16 protein-coding genes, 1 rRNA gene and 1 riboswitch are annotated in these 22,685 nt (G+C 39.9%); of the genes, 3 read left to right on the forward strand and 14 right to left on the reverse strand.

Annotated features, from left to right (window positions below):
* Positions 1 to 150: 150 nt before the first annotated feature.
* The gene (gene acpS / locus J7I90_RS24420; protein WP_214774183.1) at positions 151 to 501 is read right to left on the reverse strand and encodes a holo-ACP synthase; all 351 of its coding nucleotides are present in this window, start codon (positions 499 to 501) and stop codon (positions 151 to 153) included.
* Positions 502 to 608: 107 nt separating this feature from the next.
* Here acpS and J7I90_RS24425 point away from each other — a divergent pair, with 107 nt between their 5' ends.
* A complete protein-coding gene (locus J7I90_RS24425; protein ID WP_214774185.1) occupies positions 609 to 1,199 on the forward strand; it encodes a rhomboid family intramembrane serine protease in 591 nt (196 codons plus the stop codon).
* A gap of 26 nt (positions 1,200 to 1,225) precedes the next feature.
* Here the strand turns inward: J7I90_RS24425 and J7I90_RS24430 are convergent, their stop codons facing one another.
* From J7I90_RS24430 to cshA, 3 genes are all read right to left on the reverse strand, one after another.
* Positions 1,226 to 2,689, reverse strand: coding sequence for a PH domain-containing protein (locus tag J7I90_RS24430; protein WP_214774187.1), 1,464 nt, complete (start codon positions 2,687 to 2,689; stop codon positions 1,226 to 1,228).
* A complete protein-coding gene (locus tag J7I90_RS24435) occupies positions 2,682 to 3,206 on the reverse strand; it encodes a PH domain-containing protein (protein WP_214774189.1) in 525 nt (174 codons plus the stop codon). Before J7I90_RS24435 ends, J7I90_RS24430 begins: the two co-directional genes overlap by 8 nt.
* 161 nt (positions 3,207 to 3,367) lie before the next feature.
* Positions 3,368 to 4,867: a degradosome RNA helicase CshA gene (cshA, locus tag J7I90_RS24440; protein ID WP_214774191.1), complete on the reverse strand. Its 1,500-nt coding sequence runs from the start codon at positions 4,865 to 4,867 to the stop codon at positions 3,368 to 3,370.
* A 1,575-nt stretch (positions 4,868 to 6,442) separates the two neighbouring features.
* Between cshA and J7I90_RS24445 the strand changes: the two genes are divergently transcribed.
* Positions 6,443 to 7,594 (forward strand): PP2C family protein-serine/threonine phosphatase, encoded by a 1,152-nt coding sequence (locus J7I90_RS24445; RefSeq protein WP_214774193.1) that lies wholly within the window; start codon positions 6,443 to 6,445, stop codon positions 7,592 to 7,594.
* A 49-nt stretch (positions 7,595 to 7,643) separates the two neighbouring features.
* On the opposite strand, the gene J7I90_RS24450 is transcribed toward J7I90_RS24445, so the two are convergent.
* The 8 genes from J7I90_RS24450 to J7I90_RS24485 all read right to left on the reverse strand — a co-directional run bounded on the left by J7I90_RS24450 (position 7,644) and on the right by J7I90_RS24485 (position 17,949).
* Positions 7,644 to 9,026 (reverse strand): UDP-N-acetylmuramoyl-tripeptide--D-alanyl-D-alanine ligase, encoded by a 1,383-nt coding sequence (locus J7I90_RS24450; RefSeq protein ID WP_214774195.1) that lies wholly within the window; start codon positions 9,024 to 9,026, stop codon positions 7,644 to 7,646.
* A gap of 152 nt (positions 9,027 to 9,178) precedes the next feature.
* Positions 9,179 to 10,261, reverse strand: coding sequence for a D-alanine--D-alanine ligase (locus J7I90_RS24455; protein ID WP_214774197.1), 1,083 nt, complete (start codon positions 10,259 to 10,261; stop codon positions 9,179 to 9,181).
* A 626-nt stretch (positions 10,262 to 10,887) separates the two neighbouring features.
* Positions 10,888 to 11,670: a hypothetical protein gene (locus J7I90_RS24460; protein ID WP_214774199.1), complete on the reverse strand. Its 783-nt coding sequence runs from the start codon at positions 11,668 to 11,670 to the stop codon at positions 10,888 to 10,890.
* A gap of 536 nt (positions 11,671 to 12,206) precedes the next feature.
* Complete coding sequence (locus J7I90_RS24465) at positions 12,207 to 13,466, reverse strand: cation:dicarboxylate symporter family transporter (RefSeq protein ID WP_214774200.1); 1,260 nt, start codon at positions 13,464 to 13,466, stop codon at positions 12,207 to 12,209.
* 172 nt (positions 13,467 to 13,638) lie between these two features.
* Positions 13,639 to 13,786: riboswitch (cyclic di-AMP (ydaO/yuaA leader) on the reverse strand.
* A gap of 199 nt (positions 13,787 to 13,985) precedes the next feature.
* Entirely contained in the window at positions 13,986 to 15,245 is a 1,260-nt protein-coding gene (locus tag J7I90_RS24470) for an efflux RND transporter periplasmic adaptor subunit (RefSeq protein ID WP_214774202.1), read from the reverse strand.
* Positions 15,246 to 15,259: 14 nt separating this feature from the next.
* A complete protein-coding gene (locus tag J7I90_RS24475) occupies positions 15,260 to 15,922 on the reverse strand; it encodes a hypothetical protein (protein ID WP_214774204.1) in 663 nt (220 codons plus the stop codon).
* A 128-nt stretch (positions 15,923 to 16,050) separates the two neighbouring features.
* Positions 16,051 to 16,944, reverse strand: a complete 894-nt coding sequence (locus J7I90_RS24480; protein WP_214774206.1) for a YegS/Rv2252/BmrU family lipid kinase — start codon at positions 16,942 to 16,944, stop codon at positions 16,051 to 16,053.
* A 126-nt stretch (positions 16,945 to 17,070) separates the two neighbouring features.
* Positions 17,071 to 17,949 (reverse strand): TetR/AcrR family transcriptional regulator, encoded by an 879-nt coding sequence (locus tag J7I90_RS24485; protein WP_214774208.1) that lies wholly within the window; start codon positions 17,947 to 17,949, stop codon positions 17,071 to 17,073.
* 189 nt (positions 17,950 to 18,138) lie between these two features.
* Between J7I90_RS24485 and J7I90_RS24490 the strand changes: the two genes are divergently transcribed.
* Positions 18,139 to 21,270, forward strand: coding sequence for an efflux RND transporter permease subunit (locus tag J7I90_RS24490; RefSeq protein ID WP_214774210.1), 3,132 nt, complete (start codon positions 18,139 to 18,141; stop codon positions 21,268 to 21,270).
* Positions 21,271 to 21,461: 191 nt separating this feature from the next.
* On the opposite strand, the gene J7I90_RS24495 is transcribed toward J7I90_RS24490, so the two are convergent.
* Positions 21,462 to 22,301 (reverse strand): tyrosine-type recombinase/integrase, encoded by an 840-nt coding sequence (locus J7I90_RS24495; protein WP_214774213.1) that lies wholly within the window; start codon positions 22,299 to 22,301, stop codon positions 21,462 to 21,464.
* A gap of 258 nt (positions 22,302 to 22,559) precedes the next feature.
* Positions 22,560 to 22,675 (reverse strand): 5S ribosomal RNA (gene rrf / locus J7I90_RS24500).
* Positions 22,676 to 22,685: the final 10 nt, after the last annotated feature.

The raw sequence follows: 22,685 nt of genomic DNA on the forward strand, positions 1-22,685 counted from the left end.
TATTTTAGACACGGACCATTTCGATCCGGCTAAAAACTTTTCGAGAGCACCTACTCTGCCATGTACCTTTTACCGGGCCTTGTCTCCCTATAGCACTAAATGTATATGAGACAACCTTAAGGTTTATGACCCGATTGGACAAAACTCCATTCACCCTTCAATTACGACTTGAGCAACCGCATAATCCCGGCTATGGCTAATCGAAAGATGGACCCCTTCAGAAAACGGCTTTGAAATCACCGGCTTTCCTTTATCATCCGAGGTGATTTCAATATCCAAAAAAGATAAGTGCTTACCGATCCCTGTACCGTTCGCTTTTGAAAAAGCCTCCTTTGCCGCAAACCGGCCAGCAAAATACTCGACCTTCCTTCTTCCATTTAACTTTTCGAAAATCAAGATTTCACTTTCCGTCAATATACGCTCCTTTAAACGGGGTTGCCGATTAATCAATGTTTCCATTCTATCCAACTCAGTAATGTCCACGCCTATACCTTTAATCACTTTGACACCTCTTCTATTAATTTAATAAGTTGCATATCATTAGGAGGACTCTTTTACCTGAAAATGATAATATTGTATCTAATTAAAAACGATATAAGGAGGAATTTATGTTTACAAGAACAGAAAGCTTCCGCGAATATGCAAATTCTTATCGAGCTGTAACTGTGCTCATACTCATTATGATGCTTGTATTCGTTCTCGTCCTTTTCCCCGTACTTCCCGGCAATGTACTCTTTTATTATGGCACAGGTGTGAATTTATACATCGCTGATGGACAGTGGTGGCGTTTGATCACCCCCATCTTTTTGCATAGCACGTTTACACATTTACTGTTTAATGGATTCTCACTTGCCATCTTTGGTCCATTCCTGGAGAAATTACTTGGAGCCTTCAAGTTTTCAATCTTCTTTTTATCGGCAGGGATCCTTGCCAATATCGCAACCTTCCTGATTAACCCACTGACATATAACCACGTAGGTGCTAGCGGAGCAATTTTTGGTTTACTCGGATTCTTTCTATATCTTGTACTGTTCAATAAAACCAATTTTACGAACAATGAAAGAAATACAGTCTATACATTGACCGGAATTGCCATTATCATGACTTTCATTCAACCTCAGATCAACGTTGTCGGTCATTTGGCTGGAATGGCAACCGGCTTTTTAACAGCCCCATTATTCTTAAGAAAAAAATGGTAGGCCAAACAGCCGACTCTTCCTTTCAATCATTGGGAGTCGACTGCTTTTTTAGGTGAATACCATGATTTAATTATCAGGCAATCCTTTTCTTCCACATCAGCGACCATGCCGACCCGGGAGGTAACTCCTGATTTAATCGATGCTGAAATGGTGGCTAATTCTTTTCGATTCTGAAACCAGCTCTTTTTATATGTGATTGATTGAATTCTGCTTCTCTGCATGATCAATGTTTGCTTTGAGAAAAAACGGCTGCTTAATAGCAATAAATCCCCTTCTATGCTCCAACCTGCATCTCTGTATTGCATGTATGCCAAAAAAATCGCCAACGGTACAAGCAAGAAGGAAAGATAACCCCAAGGTCTGAAAAACCATACCAAGGCACCGATGATCGGGATGAGGTATAGTAACTTACGAAACACATACCGGGAAAGTGCACGCTTGGGTATTGGTGTCATCTCCGTATCCGTTTCATAAACCGGTAAAATTTCCAGGATTTTTTTCTGTAAATGCTTCTTCCTGATTAAAGGGAACAGCATGATGGTAAGACTTTCTTTATCTTCCATGCTCCCTCCCGCATATTCAATATAAACCGTCGCCAATCCCAATGGCTTTCGAATCAAATTCTCCATGATCCGGATACCTTGAATTTTATGGATAGGGATTGTCAGTCGTCTTTTCTCGAGAAGCCCCCTGGAAATAACGATCTCCTCATCCGTTTTTATCACGGTAAATGAAGCGTATTTTATTACCATACTTAATGTGGCCAGCACATAAACCGCCAACAAAGCCACAAGAGCAAACAAGGTCAGAATGAAGGTCCCCATTTCAATAAAATCTTCATAATCCTTAAATATCCTTTCAAAAGGTATCATTTCATCGAACTGTGAAATAAAAGCGACTGCCCCGGATAGGAAGACACCTACCGCTCCCGAAGTGCCAGCCATAATGAATAGTTGCGGCAGCGTCTGCTTAAAAACGGAAGTTGATTTTGCCGCAAATTCTTTATCCGCGACTTCATCTTCATCACTATCAGATGGTTCATACGCATTTTTTTCCTCACTTATAAAAGCATTGATTCGATTCGCATCACTTTTGCTTATGGCCGATAATACGGCATCCGCCTGAGACCCGCCTGCCGTTTCAATATTCACCTTCACCAGGCTGAATACCCTCTGGATGATGCCCTCTGATATATCTATGCTATGAATCCGATCAAACTTAATATACCGTTTCTTCCTTACGAATACCCCGGACTCAATTCTGAATTCGCCCGCTTCTATCCGATATGTAAAGCGTAACCATTGTAAGAATGCATTTCCTATAATCAAAAGTATAATAATGGCAATGACCAGCGGTTGGATCCATCCGGGCATTCCTTCATTCTTCCCAGGAATGACGACCACTAATAAAAAAGGGATGACTAACTCCTTAATCGATTTAATGATGTTAAGCAATACAGCAATGGGGTGAAGCCTTTTAGGATCAAACATCTTCTTCCTCCACACTTGCCATTCTCGAAATATATTGCCGCAATTCATCTGCCTCTGCAAGGTCCAAGGCAGGGATAACATGAAGAGTCGCCGCAGTGGAAATTTCAACGGAAGCTAAATCGTATTTTCTTAATAATGGCCCTTGCTTCGTTTCAACATGCTGAACTCTTATCATGGGTATGAGTGTTCTTTTAATGACGAAAATACCACTTTGGATATCAATTTCTGTACTTCTTACTTCGTAACGCCATCTCTTCCATTTAACCGATGGAATCATAAAGATGGCCAGATAGGATTGGATTATCGAAATTAGGACCAACGCGCCAATCACCCAATATGTCCATTCAAAAATGATTGTAAGCACGAGTACGGCGATGCTAATGATCCAGGTTATTGAACAGCTTAAAAGACCACTGATTTTCCATACGGTTAAGGCCTTATTCGATATACGATTCTCAGGTTCCATGTGCTTCTCCTCTTCCGGACAGATAATGCTAATTGAATCATCATCATTCATCCTTGCTTTCATCCATTATACTATATTTAAATACTGGAAATTAACCCCTTTTTTCAAACAAAGACTGTGAGCATTCCATCCAAAAACCGCGGATACCTTCATGAAGTGTTGGAGATGCACATAAAAAAATGCCGCTCAAATGAGCGGCATTCCCAATTCAATTATATCTTATTAGTTTTTTCTCTTTTTTGGCTCGTGCTGCGGTTTCCGTAACCATTCGATTTACGGTTCGCGCTTGGGCGTTTCCCTGATCCGCTGCCGTAATCTTTTCTGCCTGAAGAACTGCGGCCATTGCGCTGTCTGTTGCCAGAAGATCCGCTTCCTCCGCGATTGCGACGCATAGGAGATGGAGATTCTTCCGTCAACTTGATAGGCGTTTGATCCGGTTCTTTTGTCATTGATTTAAGCATGGCTGCAACTAAATCCGCTGCGCTATGTTTTTGCAATAACTCTTCCGCTTGACCAAGGTATAAAGTTAAATCCTCGTTCTCGATTGTATTAAGGATTTTTTCCGTTACCGCTTTTTGTTGACCTTCCAACGCTTCAGTTAACGTAGGAGTCTTAAGCTTCTCCATACGTTTTTTCGTTGTATGCTCAACTGCATGCAGTTGACCTCTTTCTCTTGGTGTTACAAACGTAATGGCTATACCATGTTTACCCGCACGTCCTGTACGTCCAATACGGTGAACGTAGCTTTCCGGATCTTGAGGGATATCAAAGTTATATACGTGGGTTACGCCGGAAATATCCAGTCCACGTGCAGCAACATCAGTAGCGACAAGTACGTCGATGTTTCCATCTTTGAATTTTTTCAAAACGGATAGACGTTTAGCCTGGCTAAGGTCACCATGAATGCCTTCAGCCATGTAACCGCGGATATTCAATGCAGATGCCAATTCATCTACACGGCGTTTCGTACGTCCGAAGACGATGGCAAGATCCGGTGTTTGAATATCGAAAAGGCGTGCAAGTGTATCGAATTTTTCACTTTCTTTTAACTCCAAGTAATATTGTTCGATACGATCCACTGTCATTTCTTTTGCTTTTACACGTACAAGAACGGGTTCCTGCATGAATCTTTCAGCAATTTTACGGATTGGATCAGGCATTGTAGCTGAGAAAAGCAATGTTTGCCTTTCGTCAGGAACCGTTGAAAGGATCAATTCGATATCCTCAATGAATCCCATGTTAAGCATTTCATCCGCTTCATCAAGAACTACAGTGTGAACTCCGCCTAATTTAATGTTTTTACGTTTGATATGGTCTAAGAGACGACCAGGCGTACCAACGATAATATGTGGTTTTTTCTTTAAAGCACGGATTTGACGGTCGATGTCTTGTCCACCATAAACTGCAAGTACACGAGCGCGTTTTCCGTAACCAAGCTTGAAAAGCTCCTCGGAAACTTGAATCGCAAGCTCACGTGTGGGTGCAATGACAATCCCTTGCACGTTTTCGTTATTAATATCGATGTTTTCCATCAATGGAATACCGAATGCTGCCGTTTTACCTGTTCCCGTTTGCGCTTGACCAATGATATCTTTACCTTCAAGTGCTAGTGGTATCGTTTGGGATTGAATCGGGCTCGCTTCCTCAAATCCCATTTTTTCTATTGATTTCATGGACGTTCTATCTAATCCTAATTCGCTAAACAATGTCAATGTTTTCGTACTCCTTTTTATATCGTAAATTTACACGTGCATTCATGGATCATGCACAGATGTTTTAGTTCAAATCCTCATCATGACGGATGTTCTTCTTTATCTCTTATAAAAAGTTTATCATTATCACCTAAAAGTATGTCTGCCTTTTAGTTCAAATGAACTCAATATGATTTTTTAAAAAGGAAATATACCAGTACGGACATTCACTGGCATTTTTAACTTCGCGCACGTGTAGACTTATCATTTACATACGCTCATCTTTTTAAAAGTACATGTAACCAAAATTAAATTCAATATGGAAAATTAAAAGTAGCATAAACGGGTGTTTCGCCGTTTTATTCAGGTGAGGGCTGCTGCACCTATTATTCATCAGACTTAAAAAGGCTGTATGAACAAAACTTGACGAGAGCCAAGATTCTTATACAAAACAGGCCCGGTGCGTTGAGGATTTGCAGAAGTGGAAAAGCGCTAAAATGCGGCTTGATTCCCTAATAGCTACTAAAGCCGCCAAGAGATGCAGCTTTTATATATGACCAGACGCGCGGCCTATTTAATCTAAAATAATCTCAAGAATGAACTCATGAAACATGTAAGAACATACAATTTTGTTGCCTCAACCTGATTAATTTAAATAATCATCAATGATAAGACATTTAAACTCATACTCATATTACCATTTTCAAACTGTTAATGCAATAAAGGATATCGCCCCATTCAGAGTTACTGAAACTTTAGATCGTTTCAAAAACGGTGAAATTGGATATCCCTGCCTGCGAAATATGCAGCCGTGACACCATTGTGTAATGATATGGCTTAATCATTCAATTAAGGGTTATAACGACCCATGGACTGATTATTTTTTATCAATATCGGATTACCGTTTTAGATATGATTCATGCGCAAGTGGATTCCGCCTGTAGATAAATTTATTGCCTATAGTTATTTTATTTTAAGGCTGTTTTCACATACTTTGTTGCTATTTACCAAATAGTGAGGTTTGGTTGATTTCCCCTCCAGATGCTCGCTTTCCGCGGGGCGGGCGGTGAGCCTCCTCGGCGTAAACGCCTGTGGGGTCTCACCTGTCCCGCTGCTCCCGCAGGAGTCTCGCACTTCCGCTCCAATCAACCTTAAATCGTTTTGTTTTAAAAACAACAATCTTTACGAAAAGAGCCTATTTTAAAAACGTTCGGGTTGATTTCAGAAATCCAGTTAAATGAGGGTTTCATTCGATAATTAAGTAACATGATGGAGAAAATCATGGTTTGGGATGAGAGCATTCTGGCCTCTTGTCTCCTTACTGTAACCAGTTAAATGTTTTTCAAAACGAACATCCATTTATATATGATATGAGTTTAAATCAAATAGTTTCAACAAACATTTTTCAGGAAGGATTAAATCTAATGAAAACACCCTTCCACGATTACCCCCGTTGGAGGAAAGAGCTTATCACGAATGAAATTCAGGTATATGGGATCATTATTTTTCGAAAATTACATCTTTTTATGTGAAAATTATAGTAAATAAGTCTAAATGCAGTATGATTGACCTATCAACAAATCAATGGGGGGTTATATGAACATATTCACAATAGATGTTCCTTTATGTAAGGATTTTGGTCGAATCTTAAAGAAAATGAACAAGAAAGTCACTTTTTTGGAGGATCCACTTAATCAAAGTCATCTATTCGAAGATTCATCGGACTTAATGAAATCATTATTTATTTTGCCTTTACACATATCAAAAGATTCTTGGCAGCAAACTTCTTTATTCGCCTTAGCTGAATCTCACGAAATCCCTATCTTATTCATTTATAAACGCGCTATGGGAATGGAGCCCCCTCAGGCCTTACCGGAAAAGACCTTTTATGAAACCATGGCAGTCCCTGCCGATTCAGTAGAAGTCCGGATTAAATTAAAGTCACTCAAAAACATCAGCATGCAATTGTTTTCGGCAAAAATGAAGGGGCAAGAGCTTGAAAAGTTACACCAAAAATCAGCAAGGAGCCTGCGAATTGCAAAGGGCATTCAACTTTCAAGGTTACCTTTGTCGATCAATAATGAAGATATAGAGGTCAAAGGCCTTTTTCAGCCTTCAAGCGAGCTTTCTGGGGATTTATTTTACTGGGCGGAGGTTGATGACAGGATATACGGCTTTATCATGATCGATGTATTTGGAAAAGGCATCCACACAGCACTTATAAACATGTCCATAAGGACTTTGATGCCCGACCTTATCAAACGGGTCAAAGACCCCATTTACATAACAGAGGAACTGGGCAAACATATTCGGGACCTATTTCAAGGAGTTAATCGGGAAAACAAAAAACACGCTCGCATTACAGCCTTCATCGCATACGTGAATACAAAGGATCGACTCATCGAATATGTGAACTACGGACTTCCTTCAGCCTTTTTGTATTCCCCATGCACCAATCAAATTCTCAATTTAAACGAAGGGGCCACCCCAAGCGGACTGATCCCCGAATTGCCCATAAAAAAAATAGTCTTTCATTATGACCCAGGAAGCCGTTTCATCATCTATACAGACGGACTGTCTAAAACGCCCACACCTTCCGCGATTGACCGATCTGACAATATCGAGAGGGAATTCATTGAAAATGTCCATCTCGATACAAATGACCTTCTTCAGGAGCTATTAATCTCAAGGATGAGGCATTCAGTGATTAACGATGACATCTGCATTATAGCCGGGACACTGTTTTAAACACAATAAAAAGGCCGTTTCAAAAAAGAAACGGCCTTTCCTATGTTTTTTATTTTTGTAGAGCTTGAACGACTTCCTCCAGCTTCATGCCCCTGGAAGCTTTAACAAGTATGATGTCATTTTCCTTTGTGGACGACTTAAGTTCCTCTATAAGCTCCTGCTTATCTTGAAAAGGGCGAACTTGCTCCGATGAAAAAGACTTGCTCGCTCCCTTGGCAATAAACTCGGCTAAAGGACCATATGTAAAGATCCTATCAATCCGTTCATTGGAAATCAATTCACCAATTTTCGTATGAAAGTCTTTTTCCTGCGGCCCTAACTCCAACATATCCCCCAATACAAGGATCTTATTCTCGAATCCAGATAAGCCCTCAACCAGCTCCACTGCTGCCTTGACTGAAGTTGGACTGGCATTATATGCATCATTGATGATTTTCTGCCCTTTTGCGCCTTCAACCAATTCCATCCTCATATTAGTTAACTGAATGGTCGATAGGCCTTTACGGATCGCCGAATCATCCACATTGAATTCTTTAGCAACCAAGATGGCCGCCAACGCATTAAGAACATTATGATGACCTAACACAGGTATCTCATAACTGATCTCCTTATCACCGCTTGCGATTGTAAATGTGGTACTGTCTGCCCCTTGGCTAATGGCCTGTGGATATAAATCATTTTGTTCAGTACGTCCAAAAGATATTACGTTTAAATCAGGAAAATCCTTTTTGATCCGGTTGCGAAGCAATGGTTCATCACCATGATATACCAGCGTTCCATCTTTCGACAAACCTTCGACAATTTCCAACTTCGCATTTGCGATTTCCTCGCGTGATCCTAAATCCAATAAGTGTGATTCACCGATATTGGTAATGATCGCCACATCAGGCTTTGCCATTTTGGATAAGAACTCGATTTCACCGCGGCTGCTCATCCCCATTTCCAAAACTGCCGCTTCAGTATCCTCTGCCATAGAAAGCACCGTTAGCGGCAAACCTAAATGATTATTGAAGTTTCCATTTGTTTTATGAACCTTATAGGTGGTGGCCAGCAGCGCAGCGGTCATATCTTTCGTAGTGGTCTTACCATTGCTCCCTGTTATCCCAATGACTTTTATATTCAACTCCTGGCGGTAAGAACGCGCCAATTGCTGAAGTGCTTTCTCAGTGTTTTCAACAATGATTATCGGTAAATCATCAGGAGGATTCGGAACATCCCTTTGCCAAAAAGAAGCTGCAGCCCCTTGCGCTAAAGCCTGCTTGACATACTGATGGCCGTCAACCTGCTCACCCTTAAGCGGAATGAACAAACATCCTTCCTTAACCGTTCTTGAATCGATGGTAACCCCATTAATTCCTTTGGACTGGAATGGACTGATATCATTCAATCCCTCTGCCATTTCATGTACTTGTTTTAACGTTCTCTTTATCATTTTGTTCCTCCTACATTCATCGAACCGTTAATCGCTCTCCGTTAACCAAATGAAGCAGAAACCAGTTTAAATCGCACCGGTTCCTGCTGATTGGAAACCATCAAATCAAGCCTTGATGGATTGTGGGGTTTACTGATACTTTACCTGCATGATCAAACTGTATATTTGATTTGTTGTTTTTCCTGATGACGTTCCAGGGCAAGTTTCACGAGCGTTTCAATTAACGCTGGATAGTCGACACCTGTGTGCTTCCACAATAGCGGAAACATGCTGAAAGGAGTAAACCCAGGCATTGTATTCACTTCATTAATATAGATTTGCCCCTCATCCGTCAAGAAGAAATCTGCCCGAACCAATCCAGAGCAGTCCAATGACTTAAAGGCAGTAATGGCCATTTCGGATAAAGCCGCATACTCGCTTTCCGTTATCTCCGCTGGAATGACCATAGCTGAATTGCCATCTACATATTTTGCTGAATAATCATAGAAGGCAAAATCTTTCTTAGGGATGATTTCGCCTGCCACTGAACAAGACGGTTCATCATTACCAAGAATGCCAAACTCGAGTTCACGAGCAACGACCCCTTCTTCAATGATGACCTTCCGATCGAATTGAAAAGCTTCCGCTACCGCTTTTTCCAGTTCATCAGCATCATTACATTTGCTGATACCGACACTTGAACCTAAATTGGCAGGTTTGACAAAACAAGGGTACCCCAATTCATCCGCTACCTTTTTGATGGCACTTTCAGTATTCTTCTCCCATTCAGAACGAATGAACCAAGTGTATTTCACTTGAGGAAGTCCCGCCTGGGCAAAAATGTTTTTCATGATGACCTTATCCATTCCTGCTGAAGAAGCTAAAACGCCATTTCCTACATAAGGAAGGTTCAACAGTTCCAGCATCCCTTGTACGGTTCCATCTTCTCCATTCGGTCCGTGAAGTAATGGGAAAATTACGTCATACCCTGTTGATTCACTATTTTCATCAGTTGAATGTGCTTGCAAGGCAAGAGGCGAGCTCGATTTTTCCGGTGAAAATGTCAATGCCTCCACGTTCTCGGCAGGACCTGTTAACATTGGTCCATTAATCCATGAACCATCTTTTGTTATGTAAATCGGATATATATCAAACTTTGCTAAATCGAGAGCTTTAATGACCGCTAAAGCCGTCTGCATAGAAACCTCGTGCTCCGCAGATTTTCCACCATAAAGCAAACCAAGTTTAGTTTTCATGAGTTATTACCCTCCAATATTCTTTTAACCATGTTCATTGTATCACTTTACACTAAAACGGATAAAGCGAAACTTCCATCATTGAGGCTTTTCCAAAGATTACTATTTTGCAGAACACAGGATAAAACCGCCACATCCTGTGGCAACCCCTGTGCTAGCACATCCTGTGCGTCGCAATCGGGCATTTACAGGCTGTTAGCTCACCACATTTCTTTTTCATTACATTTATCATCAGGCTTCCTTACAGACTGTTAATGCGGGGTAAGCGAAACTTCCATCATTGAGGCTTTTCCAGTGATTACTATTTTGCAGAACACAGGATAAAACCGCCACATCCTGTGGCAACTCCTGTGCTAGCACATCCTGTGCGTTGCAATCGGGCATTTACAGGCTGTTGGCTCACCACATTTCTTTTTCATTACATTTATCATCAGGCTTCCTTACAGACTGTTAATGCGGGGTAAAGCGAAACTTCCATCATTGAGGCTTTTCCAGTGATTACTATTTTGCAGAGCACAGGATAAAACCGCCACATCCTGTGGACACCTCTATGTTTCCCTCTCTTATCTTTTATGCATGAGACGGTAAGTCTTACACCTAAAAAGTTCAAGGACTTCAAACAAAAATTAGGAGGGTGGTGTATTTTTAATAACACTTTCCCAAATCTTCTCTTTTCGATTGAAGATAATAAAGGCATCGGGCTCCTTAATATCTCTATCCGAAAAGGAATCATGCATCTCATCCATGTTTAAATAATCCCCTACGACCCATGCCGGTATCTCAATCTTCGTTCTAGTATACTTAACATCCCGAATGGAAAAAACGAGCCCCTCTGCCAGAATATGAGCCAAGGAAGCAATGATTTCTGCAGGAATCGCCGTCAGCTCTTTTTTCTTTCTGATTCCAAGCCACGTCCTCTCTACTTTTAATGGCTCCAGCTTTAGCGGAATCAGACTTCCTAACATCATATAATATGTCGAAAGAGAACGAAAATAAATTTTATTGAACCAGCCATCATCCTGGGCAAGGTAAACAAATTGGTTATTCAATTTACGGAAAAACGGGGGATCGAGATGGGTTTTAGCGTGTCCTAAATATAAAAGTTCCGCTAATTCCCTTCCATCCAATTCATCCAACCCTTCCGCTTCTTCAAAATCGATCCAACAGAAATCTCCATATGCCCGGACATTTTCTTTAACGAGCTTCGCAATAGCTTCAGATGAAGCGCTCTCAAGCAGGACATTCAAATTGTATTCCCCACCATCGAATTGATGTTTCAATAATAAGATCGAATTCAATGTATACGGAAGCGAATTGACGAATTCACGAAAATTGAGTCCATTAAAAAGGACAAACCGTTCGGAAGCCTGCATATACATGTATAAGATATCATTGCTATCATTCTTCATAACCTGACCCCCTCCGAGCTCTCAATCAATAATGTTATTTTATCAAACTTTTGGAGTTTCACGTAAGTTATATAACCCCAATATTAATCTGCATCGTGTAAATAACATGAAACAAAATCCATATTAACCAAAGGAAAAAATACAGAATTGGAAGAATGGATCATGAAAGGTTTCATCATTCATTCACTCATTTCAGGGGGCCACTTCCCTGTTTGCTGATGCTTCCCCAGCGCCCGACATTAGCTTGAAAACAATTCAACCGTATTTTTAAAGCCTGAAGGTAGTTTCGTTTCACAACAGATGACCTTCTGGGCCGAGAGGAAATGTAAACAAGATGAAAGGCTTTATGAATTTGGGGGTATTTTGACATCCGGGAAGACGAGTCAAGAAGGTATTTTCCTCCATAAAACAATTCACCTTGAAGTGCTTGAGTATCTGAAGGAAACAGAGTTTACAGTCATCGAGAAAAAAATAAGAAAGCGCTTTTTCATTCAAAAAAAAAATCCAGAGTGACATTTCACTCTGGATTTTTTGTATTAAGAAACTTGTTCTAGTTCTTTTTTGGAAGGAGGGTTGAATTGACCTTCCCATTTAGAGATGACGATTGCTGCAAGTGAATTACCGATAACGTTTACTACTGTACGTCCCATATCAAGAATACGGTCGATACCGGCAATAAATGCTAGACCTTCAATAGGAATACCGACAGTTCCCAATGTCGCTAAAAGAACTACGAAAGATACACCCGGTACACCGGCAATCCCTTTGGACGTGATCATTAACACTAGCATTAGCGTAATTTGCTCATACGCGCTTAAATCGATTCCATACATTTGAGCGATGAAGATAGCTGCTAATGCTTGGTATAATGTAGAACCATCAAGGTTAAAGGAGTATCCAGTCGGAATAACAAATGTAGCAATATGTTTCGGACATCCCGCTTTCTCCATTTTTTCCATGATTTTCGGAAGAACCGCTTCTGAACTTGCAGTAGAGAAAGCAAGAATCAATTCTTCTTTTAGAAGTTTAATCAACGTAAAGATATTGAATCCGACAAATTTCGCAATAAGACCAAGAATGACTATTACAAAGAAAATCATTGTTCCGTATACAGAAAGCGCTAACTTTCCTAGCGGAATTAAAGATTCCAAACCGAACTTGGAGATCGTCACACCGATTAGTGCAAATACACCGATAGGAGCGAATTTCATGACCATGTTGGTTAGGTAGAACATTCCATCAGCTACACCTTGGAAGAAACGGAATACTGGTTTACCCTTTTCACCGATGGCCGCAATACTTAGTCCAAACAACACGGAGAAGAAAATGATCGCTAGCATATCGCCTTCTACCATGGCTTTAACTGGATTGGATGGCACGATGTGTACAAGTGTATCTACGAACGATTCATGCTGCTTAGTTTCTGCTGTATCAACATATGTGGAGATATCAGTTTGTTCCAGGTTATTCATATTCACACCAGCACCAGGCTGGATGATATTCGCTGAAATTAAACCAACAGCAATCGCTATCATAGTTACGACAACAAAGTATGATAATGATTTAGCACCTAGTTTACCTACCGCTTTCAAATCACCTACACCAGCAACTGCAACGATAAGGCTTGAAACGATGATCGGAACTACAATCATTTTGATCATTCGTAGGAAAATGTCCCCGAATGGCTGTAAAAAGTTTTGGGCCGTCTCATTACCATAAAAAATGGCACCAACGATAATCCCTAAAATTAAACCAATGAAAATTTGGCTAGCTAAACTTAATTTGAATTTCTTCATTTACTTTCCTCACCTTCCATAAAGTCTTTGATGCAAAAACATTTTTGTCTCGGTAAGGGAAACAAGATACTAATAAAAGAAAGTAATTTTTCTTTTTTTGAAAAACTCTGTCTTTACGCCGAAAAAAAAGACACTTCATGTGTCGATTTCTTATAGGCGTGAATATTCACACATGTTCCCTTGAAGACGCTGACGAGGTTAGCTGTCGGGTTAGGATTGGAAACACAAAAAGCCCTTTCATTTCTGAATTCACCCCTAGCGGATAAAATCCACAAAAATGGGTCCCCCGTTCTTGGAATAAGATTAAGCGAGTTAACTTATAATAAAATATTATACTAAAAATGATAATCTGTAAATATTTATTCGCATCCGTTCTAGAAAAAGTCTTTCAATATGTCTGAATATTCTGTATTAATAGCTATTGTATTTATAATTACGCTTCCCGATATTTAAATCACTTAAGTTATATTGATATAATTAATAAATGCTTTAACATCACCTCTCTTGTGAAAAAAGCGGTTATTTTTCCAGAATGCCAAGTAACAGATATCTTACTTTTTCCCTAGAGGTGAATTTTTTATAAGTTCCAGCTTTCACTTTTTCAAATTGAATCGGGGTAATAAAATAAGAATGGTTCTTCACTGCCACATTCGGCTTCAGGAGGATGACGTCACCTACAGACGGTCCCTTTATGATTTCTTGCTTCCCTTCAGCCTTAAGACCTTTTGTAATGTAATGTTTATCCACATGGCCTTTATTAGTCAACTTGTAAATATAAGGCTGCTTCTGGTATTGTACCGCCTCTATCGGAATGGAGGGTACACCGGCTTTCTCATTGGTTATTACAGTAAGATTCACTTTCGATCCCACCAACAAAGGTTCCGTTTCTTCGCCTTTTGGTTCGATTAATGCCTGAAATGGAAATCTGTTATCTTTTTTTAATGTTGGCTCTTCAGCGGGATAGGAATGGATACGGCCTATCTTCCCCTTCAATGCCTTTTTTGAATCAGAGGAACTTGCTTTTATAGTCATGCCCACTTCAGCCTTTTTCATTTCCTCTTCGGAGAAATCCCCTTCAATTGCCATATTTGTCGAAACAATGGATATAATGGGATTATTCAGGTTTTCATTGATGTTTTTAACGACACCATCAGCCTCGCTCGTCGTCACAATCGCACTGGACTGCTCCTCAATAGAACTTAATTTAGCATCAAGCATTTTCACTTTTTCATCCAACCTGTTTTTTTCTAGTTCCTGCTTGTACATTTCTTGCTCAATGTTACTTTTAATAAGGTCTGAAGAGCTTGTCGTTATATCAATATTCAAGTTTTTATCCACCGATTCAGCAATTGCCGCTTCAGATTCACTGGTCACGGTCCCCTGATAAGACCTCAACTTCCCTATGTATTCCTCAATCCCTGCAATTTCCCCCTCAACGGCCGTTTTCTCCGCTTCCAAATTCGCTTTCAGCGCATCAAGTTCGGTCGTCGCGTACTCAAACAACGAGGAGCCAGCCGTAATCGCATCGCCTTCTTTTACAAGGAATTTCTTAAAATCATTATTCTTGGCATCAAAGTAGATATCATACTCTTCTACTGGTTTAATTACCCCATTTGTTTGAATAGTATCCGTAATTGTATCTTTTTTTACCTTAGTCCAGTTTTCAACGAAAACTGTCCGTTCCACTTTGCTTTCTTTTTTTTCAATAAGGTATAAGTTAACGGTTATTAACACTATCGACGCAATGGATACCGCCGCTATTTTCCATTTACCGCTCATTCATTTCACCCGCTTTATACAAATACGCCTACTTGGATGTATCCTAAAAAGGCTTTAACAAACCATGTAGCCAAATAGAATAGAACAATCATTAAAAGGACCAAATAATTATTACGTTCTGTAAATTCCTTTAAATAAAAATATTGCAGAGCAATAATAAGAAATTGAAAAATGGTAATTTCGCTGAAAAAGCGAATGAAATAATCACTTCTGAGAAAATATTGACTGATGATCCCCAATGAAAAAGGATTGGCATCGCTGCCTAAATCCATTAAAACGAAAAAGGGAATCACTAATGTTTTTTCCACTAATTGCAAGCCAAATAGAATCATTTGAACGATAACTAATTTTATATACGGGATATCAGTAACGATCCAAAAGAATAGAGCTGCTAAAAATATGTATATGGAAGGGGCGATTATTCCTGTTATTATATTGCCGCTCAAAATCAGCAACTTTGCTGCTTCGAATTCATTGGCGCTCATCTTCGTGATTTCTTTGGAGAATGATTCTGAACCAATGCCAAAATATCCTTCAACGGCGAATACTATTAGACTAAGAAAATATAAAACTATTAATTTCAATCCAACCTTTGTGACTGCCTCTGCATTTTGCAGCTGATAACGACACCGATAAGGCTCTAAAATGCCCTTTAACAATCCGACCTGGTACACCATAATTGGTCCTCCTGCAAAAAATGATATATCATCATACATTTTATCCTATTTTGGAAACAATTGCAGAAATAAGGGATGAATATACAAAAAAAACACATAAACCTTTCCCTTTAAATGGAATCCCCACACTAATTTGGTGTTAATACTGACAAATGGCGGGCAAGGACTTTAATGCGCGAAGGAGTTTGCCTATAGTTCTCTCCATCCATATCCACATCAAGCGGCCTCTTGGATTCAATAGTCAAGGTACCTGCTTGTAAATAAGTCACCCCAGAGTCAGGACTCATATTTTGAGTCCATGAACGTTTCATCGCTATTATTTCCAAAAATGCACCAAGGTTTGCATTTTCCAAGATGGCAACGCCAAAGAGCCCATCGTCTGGACTAATCTTGGGAAAGGGCAATAAATTAGTGCCGATAAAACAACCATTCAAGACCAAAATCATAACGGCTTCCCCTTCAATGAAATTCCCATCATATTCTAGATTATAGGGAAAGGGAGCATTCTCACCAATCGTCCTTACAGCGCTTAATAAATATCCTATCTTTCCGAACCTGTTTTTTTCCTGCTCATCAATATTGTTTGAAGCATCTGAAATAAGTCCAACACCCCAGAAATTGGAAAAATAATCGTTATTGGACTTACCAATATCAATTGGACGAACCTTGCCATTTACTAGTGCTTCCGCAGCTTGACGAACATTTTGAGGAATCTTTAATGTCCTTGAGAAGTCATTGCAAGTCCCTCCAGGTAAAATCCCAAACAACGGCCGTCTCTGAAGGGGTGAAAGGCCATTTACACACTCATGTACCGTTCCATCTCCTCCCAATACGAAAACTACATCCATTTCTTCACCATATTCCAAACAATACCGGCATGCATCGCCTTTTTGCTTGGTTTGTAGAATGAGAAACTCATCAATATGTGGAGCTAATACCGGAAGACAACCCTCAAGATTCCTTTCGAGCTTATCATTCCCTGCATTTTTATTATAAATCAGCATTCCCTTTTTCCATCGCATGATTCTAACCCCCATATTATTGAAATGAATTGTATTCTTCCCATTACTTTTTCCTAAACCTCCATTTTTGACACTCATTAAAAATTTAAATGAAAAAGAGGCTATTCGCCCCTTTCAGTAACGCCTTCATATATACAGCAAATAATCCTTCATCAATAAGATAAGCTTTGAACACAAGGGACTCCTTTTTTCATTTTTTTCCAAAAATAACAAAAGGCTTTCCAAGATGATGGAGCTTGGCCTAACTTTCGAAAATTCCTCCTGGAGCGCCTTTAAAGCTTCCGTATTTTTTCGTGTTTCTATTCCCTCTTCTTTACGTGTTTCCACTTCCAGCATCCTGGCGATAATAGAATGGATTTCTTCTTTTGGGCTCATTTCCCGCATCGAGCAACCTGGTAGGGGAAATTGTTTCAATAATGGATCTTCCATGTTTTCCAGACTTGCGACAATGGAATCCATCCGGTTCAATATGAAGCTAGGTAACAATTCCACATCGAAAGCATTTTGTTTCCTGATCAATATTCCGATATATCCTTTGAAAAGCGAATCTAAAATAATGGTGCAATCTGGCAGAAGATCAGATGAAAGTCCCGGGTATAATTCAATGATTTTACGCTTGAACCAAATCAAGCCCTCTTCATGGATATAATGTAAAAATCCATCTAGTTCCTTGCTAATATGAACCATTTGTTCCTGCATCATCATTTGAATCAAGTTGGTATTTCCCGTCATATGCTCAATGTGAACGGTGATCTGCCTCATGAATTTGTCTTTACTGGACAATGAAGCATCCAGTTCAAGATCAAGTAATGAGTCTGTCAACGCTTCATAATAAAATTTAAAAATGGAGACTAGTAATTCCTCCTTCGATTTAAAATAATTATAAAAGGACCCTTTTGCTATCCCGCATTTTTCAACAATTTCCTGAACCGAAGTTGCATGATAGCCTTTCTCTGCGAAAAGCTCTACAGACTTATCTATTATCATCTTATTTTTTTCTTTCATCAAATTCATCCTATCTCTTAAAATTGTCCATTGGTGACCAATGGGTCACATCTTCCAAATTGTATCCCAAAACCCTTGAAATCACAACGTTAGCACTACCGGATATTATCTGTTGCAATCATAATTCATATACTATATATTTGAGCTTGTGACCGACTAGTCACAATTTTATGTATGGAGGGTACAAGCTTGAATTCAATAATTAAATTTTCATTAAAGAATAAATTGGCAATCTGGTTGCTTACCATCATCATCGTTGCAGCTGGTTTATACTCCGGTTTAAACATGAAACAAGAAACTATACCAAGCATCTCCACTCCTTTAATAAGCATCTCCACTGTTTATCCTGGAGCTGCACCTGAAGAAGTAGCAGATAAGCTCACAGACCAGATTGAGCTAAAAGTAACAAATTTACCAGGAGTCGAATTGGTCAGTTCTTCGTCCATGGCCAATGCCTCTTCCATCCAATTACAATATGATTATGATACGGATATGGACGATGCAGTAAAAGAAGTGAAAGAAGCTTTAGAGAAATTGGAACTGCCAGAGGGAGTAGATGACCCGAGCGTATCTAAATTAGAATTAAACGCTTTTCCTGTCGTCGCACTCAGTGTAACAGATAAGGCTTCTGATTTACCAGCTCTTACAAAAAATGTCGAAGAGGTGTTAGTTCCTAAACTTGAGGGAATTGACGGCGTGACATCCGTATCCATATCAGGACAGCAAGTAAATGAAGGCAGCCTTGTATTCGACCAGGACAAGATGGCTCAATACGGGCTTGATGAAGAAACCGTAAAGAAGGTTATCCAGGCCGCAAACGTCAGTATGCCGCTTGGCATATATAACTTTGATGATAAAGAGAAAACGATTGTTGTGGATGGAAACATTTCCACATTAAAGGACCTGAAAAATATAAAGATACCTTTAACTGGCGCCCCGCAACCAGGAGCTCAAGCACAAACTGGACAGGAAACCAATCAATTATCTCCTGAAATGGCAACAGATCCTGCCCAACTGCAAAATGTGAAATTATCAGACATTGCCGATGTTAATATCACCGGTAAGGCTGAATCGATTTCAAGAACAAACGGTAGTGAATCGATTGGAATCCAGGTTACAAGATCGCCTGATGCCGATACAGTTGCAATCGTCGACGAAGTAAATGAAGAAGCATCGAATTTCAAAGAAGAATTTAATGGGGTAAGTGTACACACTACTCTCGATCAAGCTAAACCGATTAAAGATTCCGTTGAAACCATGATCAGCAAGGCACTCTTCGGCTGTCTGTTTGCCGTCATTGTTATCATGCTGTTCCTTAGGAACTTTAAAACGACTCTCATTTCCGTCATTTCGATTCCATTATCCCTGTTAGCAGCCCTTTTGGTGCTCAAACAAATGGATATTTCATTGAATGTCATGACACTTGGGGCCATGACCGTTGCGATCGGCCGAGTCGTCGATGACTCCATTGTCGTCATAGAAAATATTTATAGAAGAATGGCTTTAAAAGGCGAACAATTAAAAGGCGGCGAATTAATACGATCTGCCACTAAGGAAATGTTCATCCCCATCCTTTCATCGACAATCGTTACTGTAGCCGTATACCTGCCTTTAGCAAGCGTTACAGGACCTGTCGGAGAACTATTCATGCCATTTGCCTTAACAATGGTGTTTGCGTTAGTCGCTTCATTAATAATCGCCATCACACTTGTTCCCGCAATGGCAGACACTTTATTTAAAAAGGGACTATCTAAAAAAGAATTAAAATCACATGAAGAAAAACCAAGCAAACTATCGGCATTCTATCGAAGATCACTGGTTTGGTCGTTAAACCATAAGCTAATCACTTTCGGTACAGCCATTGTATTATTAGTTGGCAGCTTATTCCTAATACCAAGCATCGGTGTCAGCTTCATGCCTGCAGATGAAGAAAAAACGATCATCGTCACTTACACTCCCTCACCTGGAGAGTTAAAAGAGGATATTGAAAAGCAAACAGAAAAAGTGGAAAAATACTTCATGGATAAAGACGATGTGAAGACCGTTCAATACACACTTGGTGAAAGCATGATGGGCGGCGGCATGATGGGCGGCTCGAGTAATTCGGCTCTCTTCTATGTACTCTATGACGAAGACACCGAAAATTTCGGGGACAAAAAGGAAACCGTCATAAAAGAATTAACTGAACTTGATTCACCTGGAACATGGAAACAACAAGATTTCACATCAACATCAAGCAACGAAACCACTCTATTTGTTTACGGAAATACACAAAAAGATATTGAACCGGTAATTGATGATATTCAAAATATCATGAAGAAAAATAAAGATTTAAAAGATGTTGATACAAGTCTTTCCGATGCTTATGAGCAATACACTCTAGTGGCAGACCAAGAAAGGCTAAGTGCCCTTGGACTGACAGCTGCACAAATTGGCATGTCCATTGCCAATACGAATAAGGATGATGCTTTAACTGCCATCAAGAAAGATGGAGAAGAAGTCAAAGTATATGTCGAGACAAAAGAAACGACATTCGAAGACAAAAAAGATCTAGAGAATACGAAAATTTCTTCTCCAATGGGAATGGAAATCCCATTGAAAGAGCTTGTGAAAATCGAAGAAGGCAAAGCTTCCGATACAATCAGCCGCCGCGATGGAAAAATTTATGCCGACGTGTCTGCAACAATCAAATCGGATGATGTGGCCGCCGTGACGGCTGAGATACAGAAGGAAGTTGATAAATTAGACCATCCTGCAAGCGTATCTATAGACTACGGCGGAGTGACGGAAGATATCCAAGAATCATTCACTCAACTCGGTATCGCTATGTTAGCGGCCGTGGCTATCGTATACTTTGTCCTGGTGGTTACTTTCCATGGTGGTTTAGCACCAATAGCCATTCTCTTCTCCTTACCCTTTACGGTAATCGGGGCATTGGCAGGGCTATTCATTGCAGGTGAGACCATCAGCGTTTCGGCTATGATGGGTGTCCTGATGCTAATTGGTATCGTCGTGACCAATGCCATCGTATTAGTGGACCGTGTTATCAAGAATGAAGAATCCGGGCTATCTACCAGGGAATCTTTACTCGAGGCAGGATCCACCCGTCTACGCCCTATCCTGATGACTGCCCTTGCCACAATCGGCGCTTTAATACCTCTAGCAATCGGTGCGGAAGGCAGTGGATTAATATCACAAGGTTTGGGAATTACCGTTATCGGCGGACTTGTGAGTTCTACATTGCTAACACTTGTAATAGTGCCGGTAGTATATGAAGTTATAATGAAAATAGGTAAAAAGAAGAAAAAAACAGGTAAGTAACGAAGAAAGAGAAGAGGGGATTCCTTATATCAGGAATCCCCTCTTTTTTGATTCAACAATGAATCAATATGTTCGGCCCTTTTGACTGAACTATTGTCCCACTCCTTAAGACAAAACGTCCTATTCGTCATTTCCAAGGAAATCTGTTTGTTTAAACGAAAAAAGGAAAGATCTCGCTTCCCCTTTTAATGTTAGTGTTTTGTGAAAGTTTGATCTATCGCATTTGCCAGATCCAGCGATTTTTCTTTTAGATAACGCTTTGTTACGTTTAAATCTTTATGACCGGCAAGCTTGGATATCGTTTGTATATCTATTCCATTATCCACTAACCTTTGACAAAAAGTATGTCGCAGTTTATGCGGATGCACATTGTATTTTTTCAATATATATTGAACTGACCTCGGAGTGATCCTTTGATTATAGCTTGAGATGAATAACGGATCTGCTTTTTCTTTTAAAGAAAAAAGATAATTTTGTACATGTTGAATTGCCGATTTCGTAAGGGGTACGGATCTGTCGATATCACCTTTTGCGTTCCGGACAAGTATATAATTCCGCTCTGTTTCCATGATGACGTCACGGCCATTTAAGTCACATAATTCGGAGACTCGAATTCCAGTATGTAACAAAAGGTAGACGATGGCAATGTTCCTTAGATTTCCTTCTGCTTCTATATCTCTTAACAGTATCTGCTGCTCATTGAGGCTTAAAGTTTCAGGTACCTCAAGCTTGTGCTCCTTAACTTTACGTTCAACAGAAAGCATCACTTGCGGTTTGCCTAAAAATTTAAAGAAGACATTTAATGCGATATAGTGTTTTTCGATTGTCCCTGAGCTTTTCTTGCAATTTTCTAAATAATCAAGATAACCCTGAACATCTTCAGAATGGATTTCCATCAATATCTTTTGTGTCTGGTCACAAAACTGTGAAAGGACACCAGTATACGTTTTGATCGTATTATCTGATTTGCCTTGGTCTCTCAACCATTCAGCAAACGAAAAAATCATTTCATCTTTAGCAGAGGTATCCATCGGCTATTCCCCCAATGACAGTTTCAGAACTATGTTAAGTTTAACATATATCCCTACAGAAACGAAGAATTCTATCCCTTTGTCTTAAACTGATATGGATAAGACAGTTAGCTGTAGAAATTCAGATGCATTAATAGTATGTCCTACCATTTATCCTGCATATAACTTTCTTTAGGGTCTTTAACAGGTTTAAATAATAAGTACTGAAAGATAACGACCTCAAAAAAAGACCAGCCAGATGGCTGATCTTTTTAAATGGCTTGGCGGCGTCCTACTCTCACAGGGGGAAACCCCCAACTACCATCGGCGCTGAAGAGCTTAACTGCCGTGTTCGGAATGGGAACGGGTGTGACCTCTTCGCTATCGCCACCAAACATAAAAGGA

The sequence above is a fragment of the Bacillus sp. ISL-57 genome (assembly GCF_018613135.1).
GTDB classification, from domain to species: domain Bacteria; phylum Bacillota; class Bacilli; order Bacillales; family DSM-1321; genus Peribacillus; species Peribacillus frigoritolerans.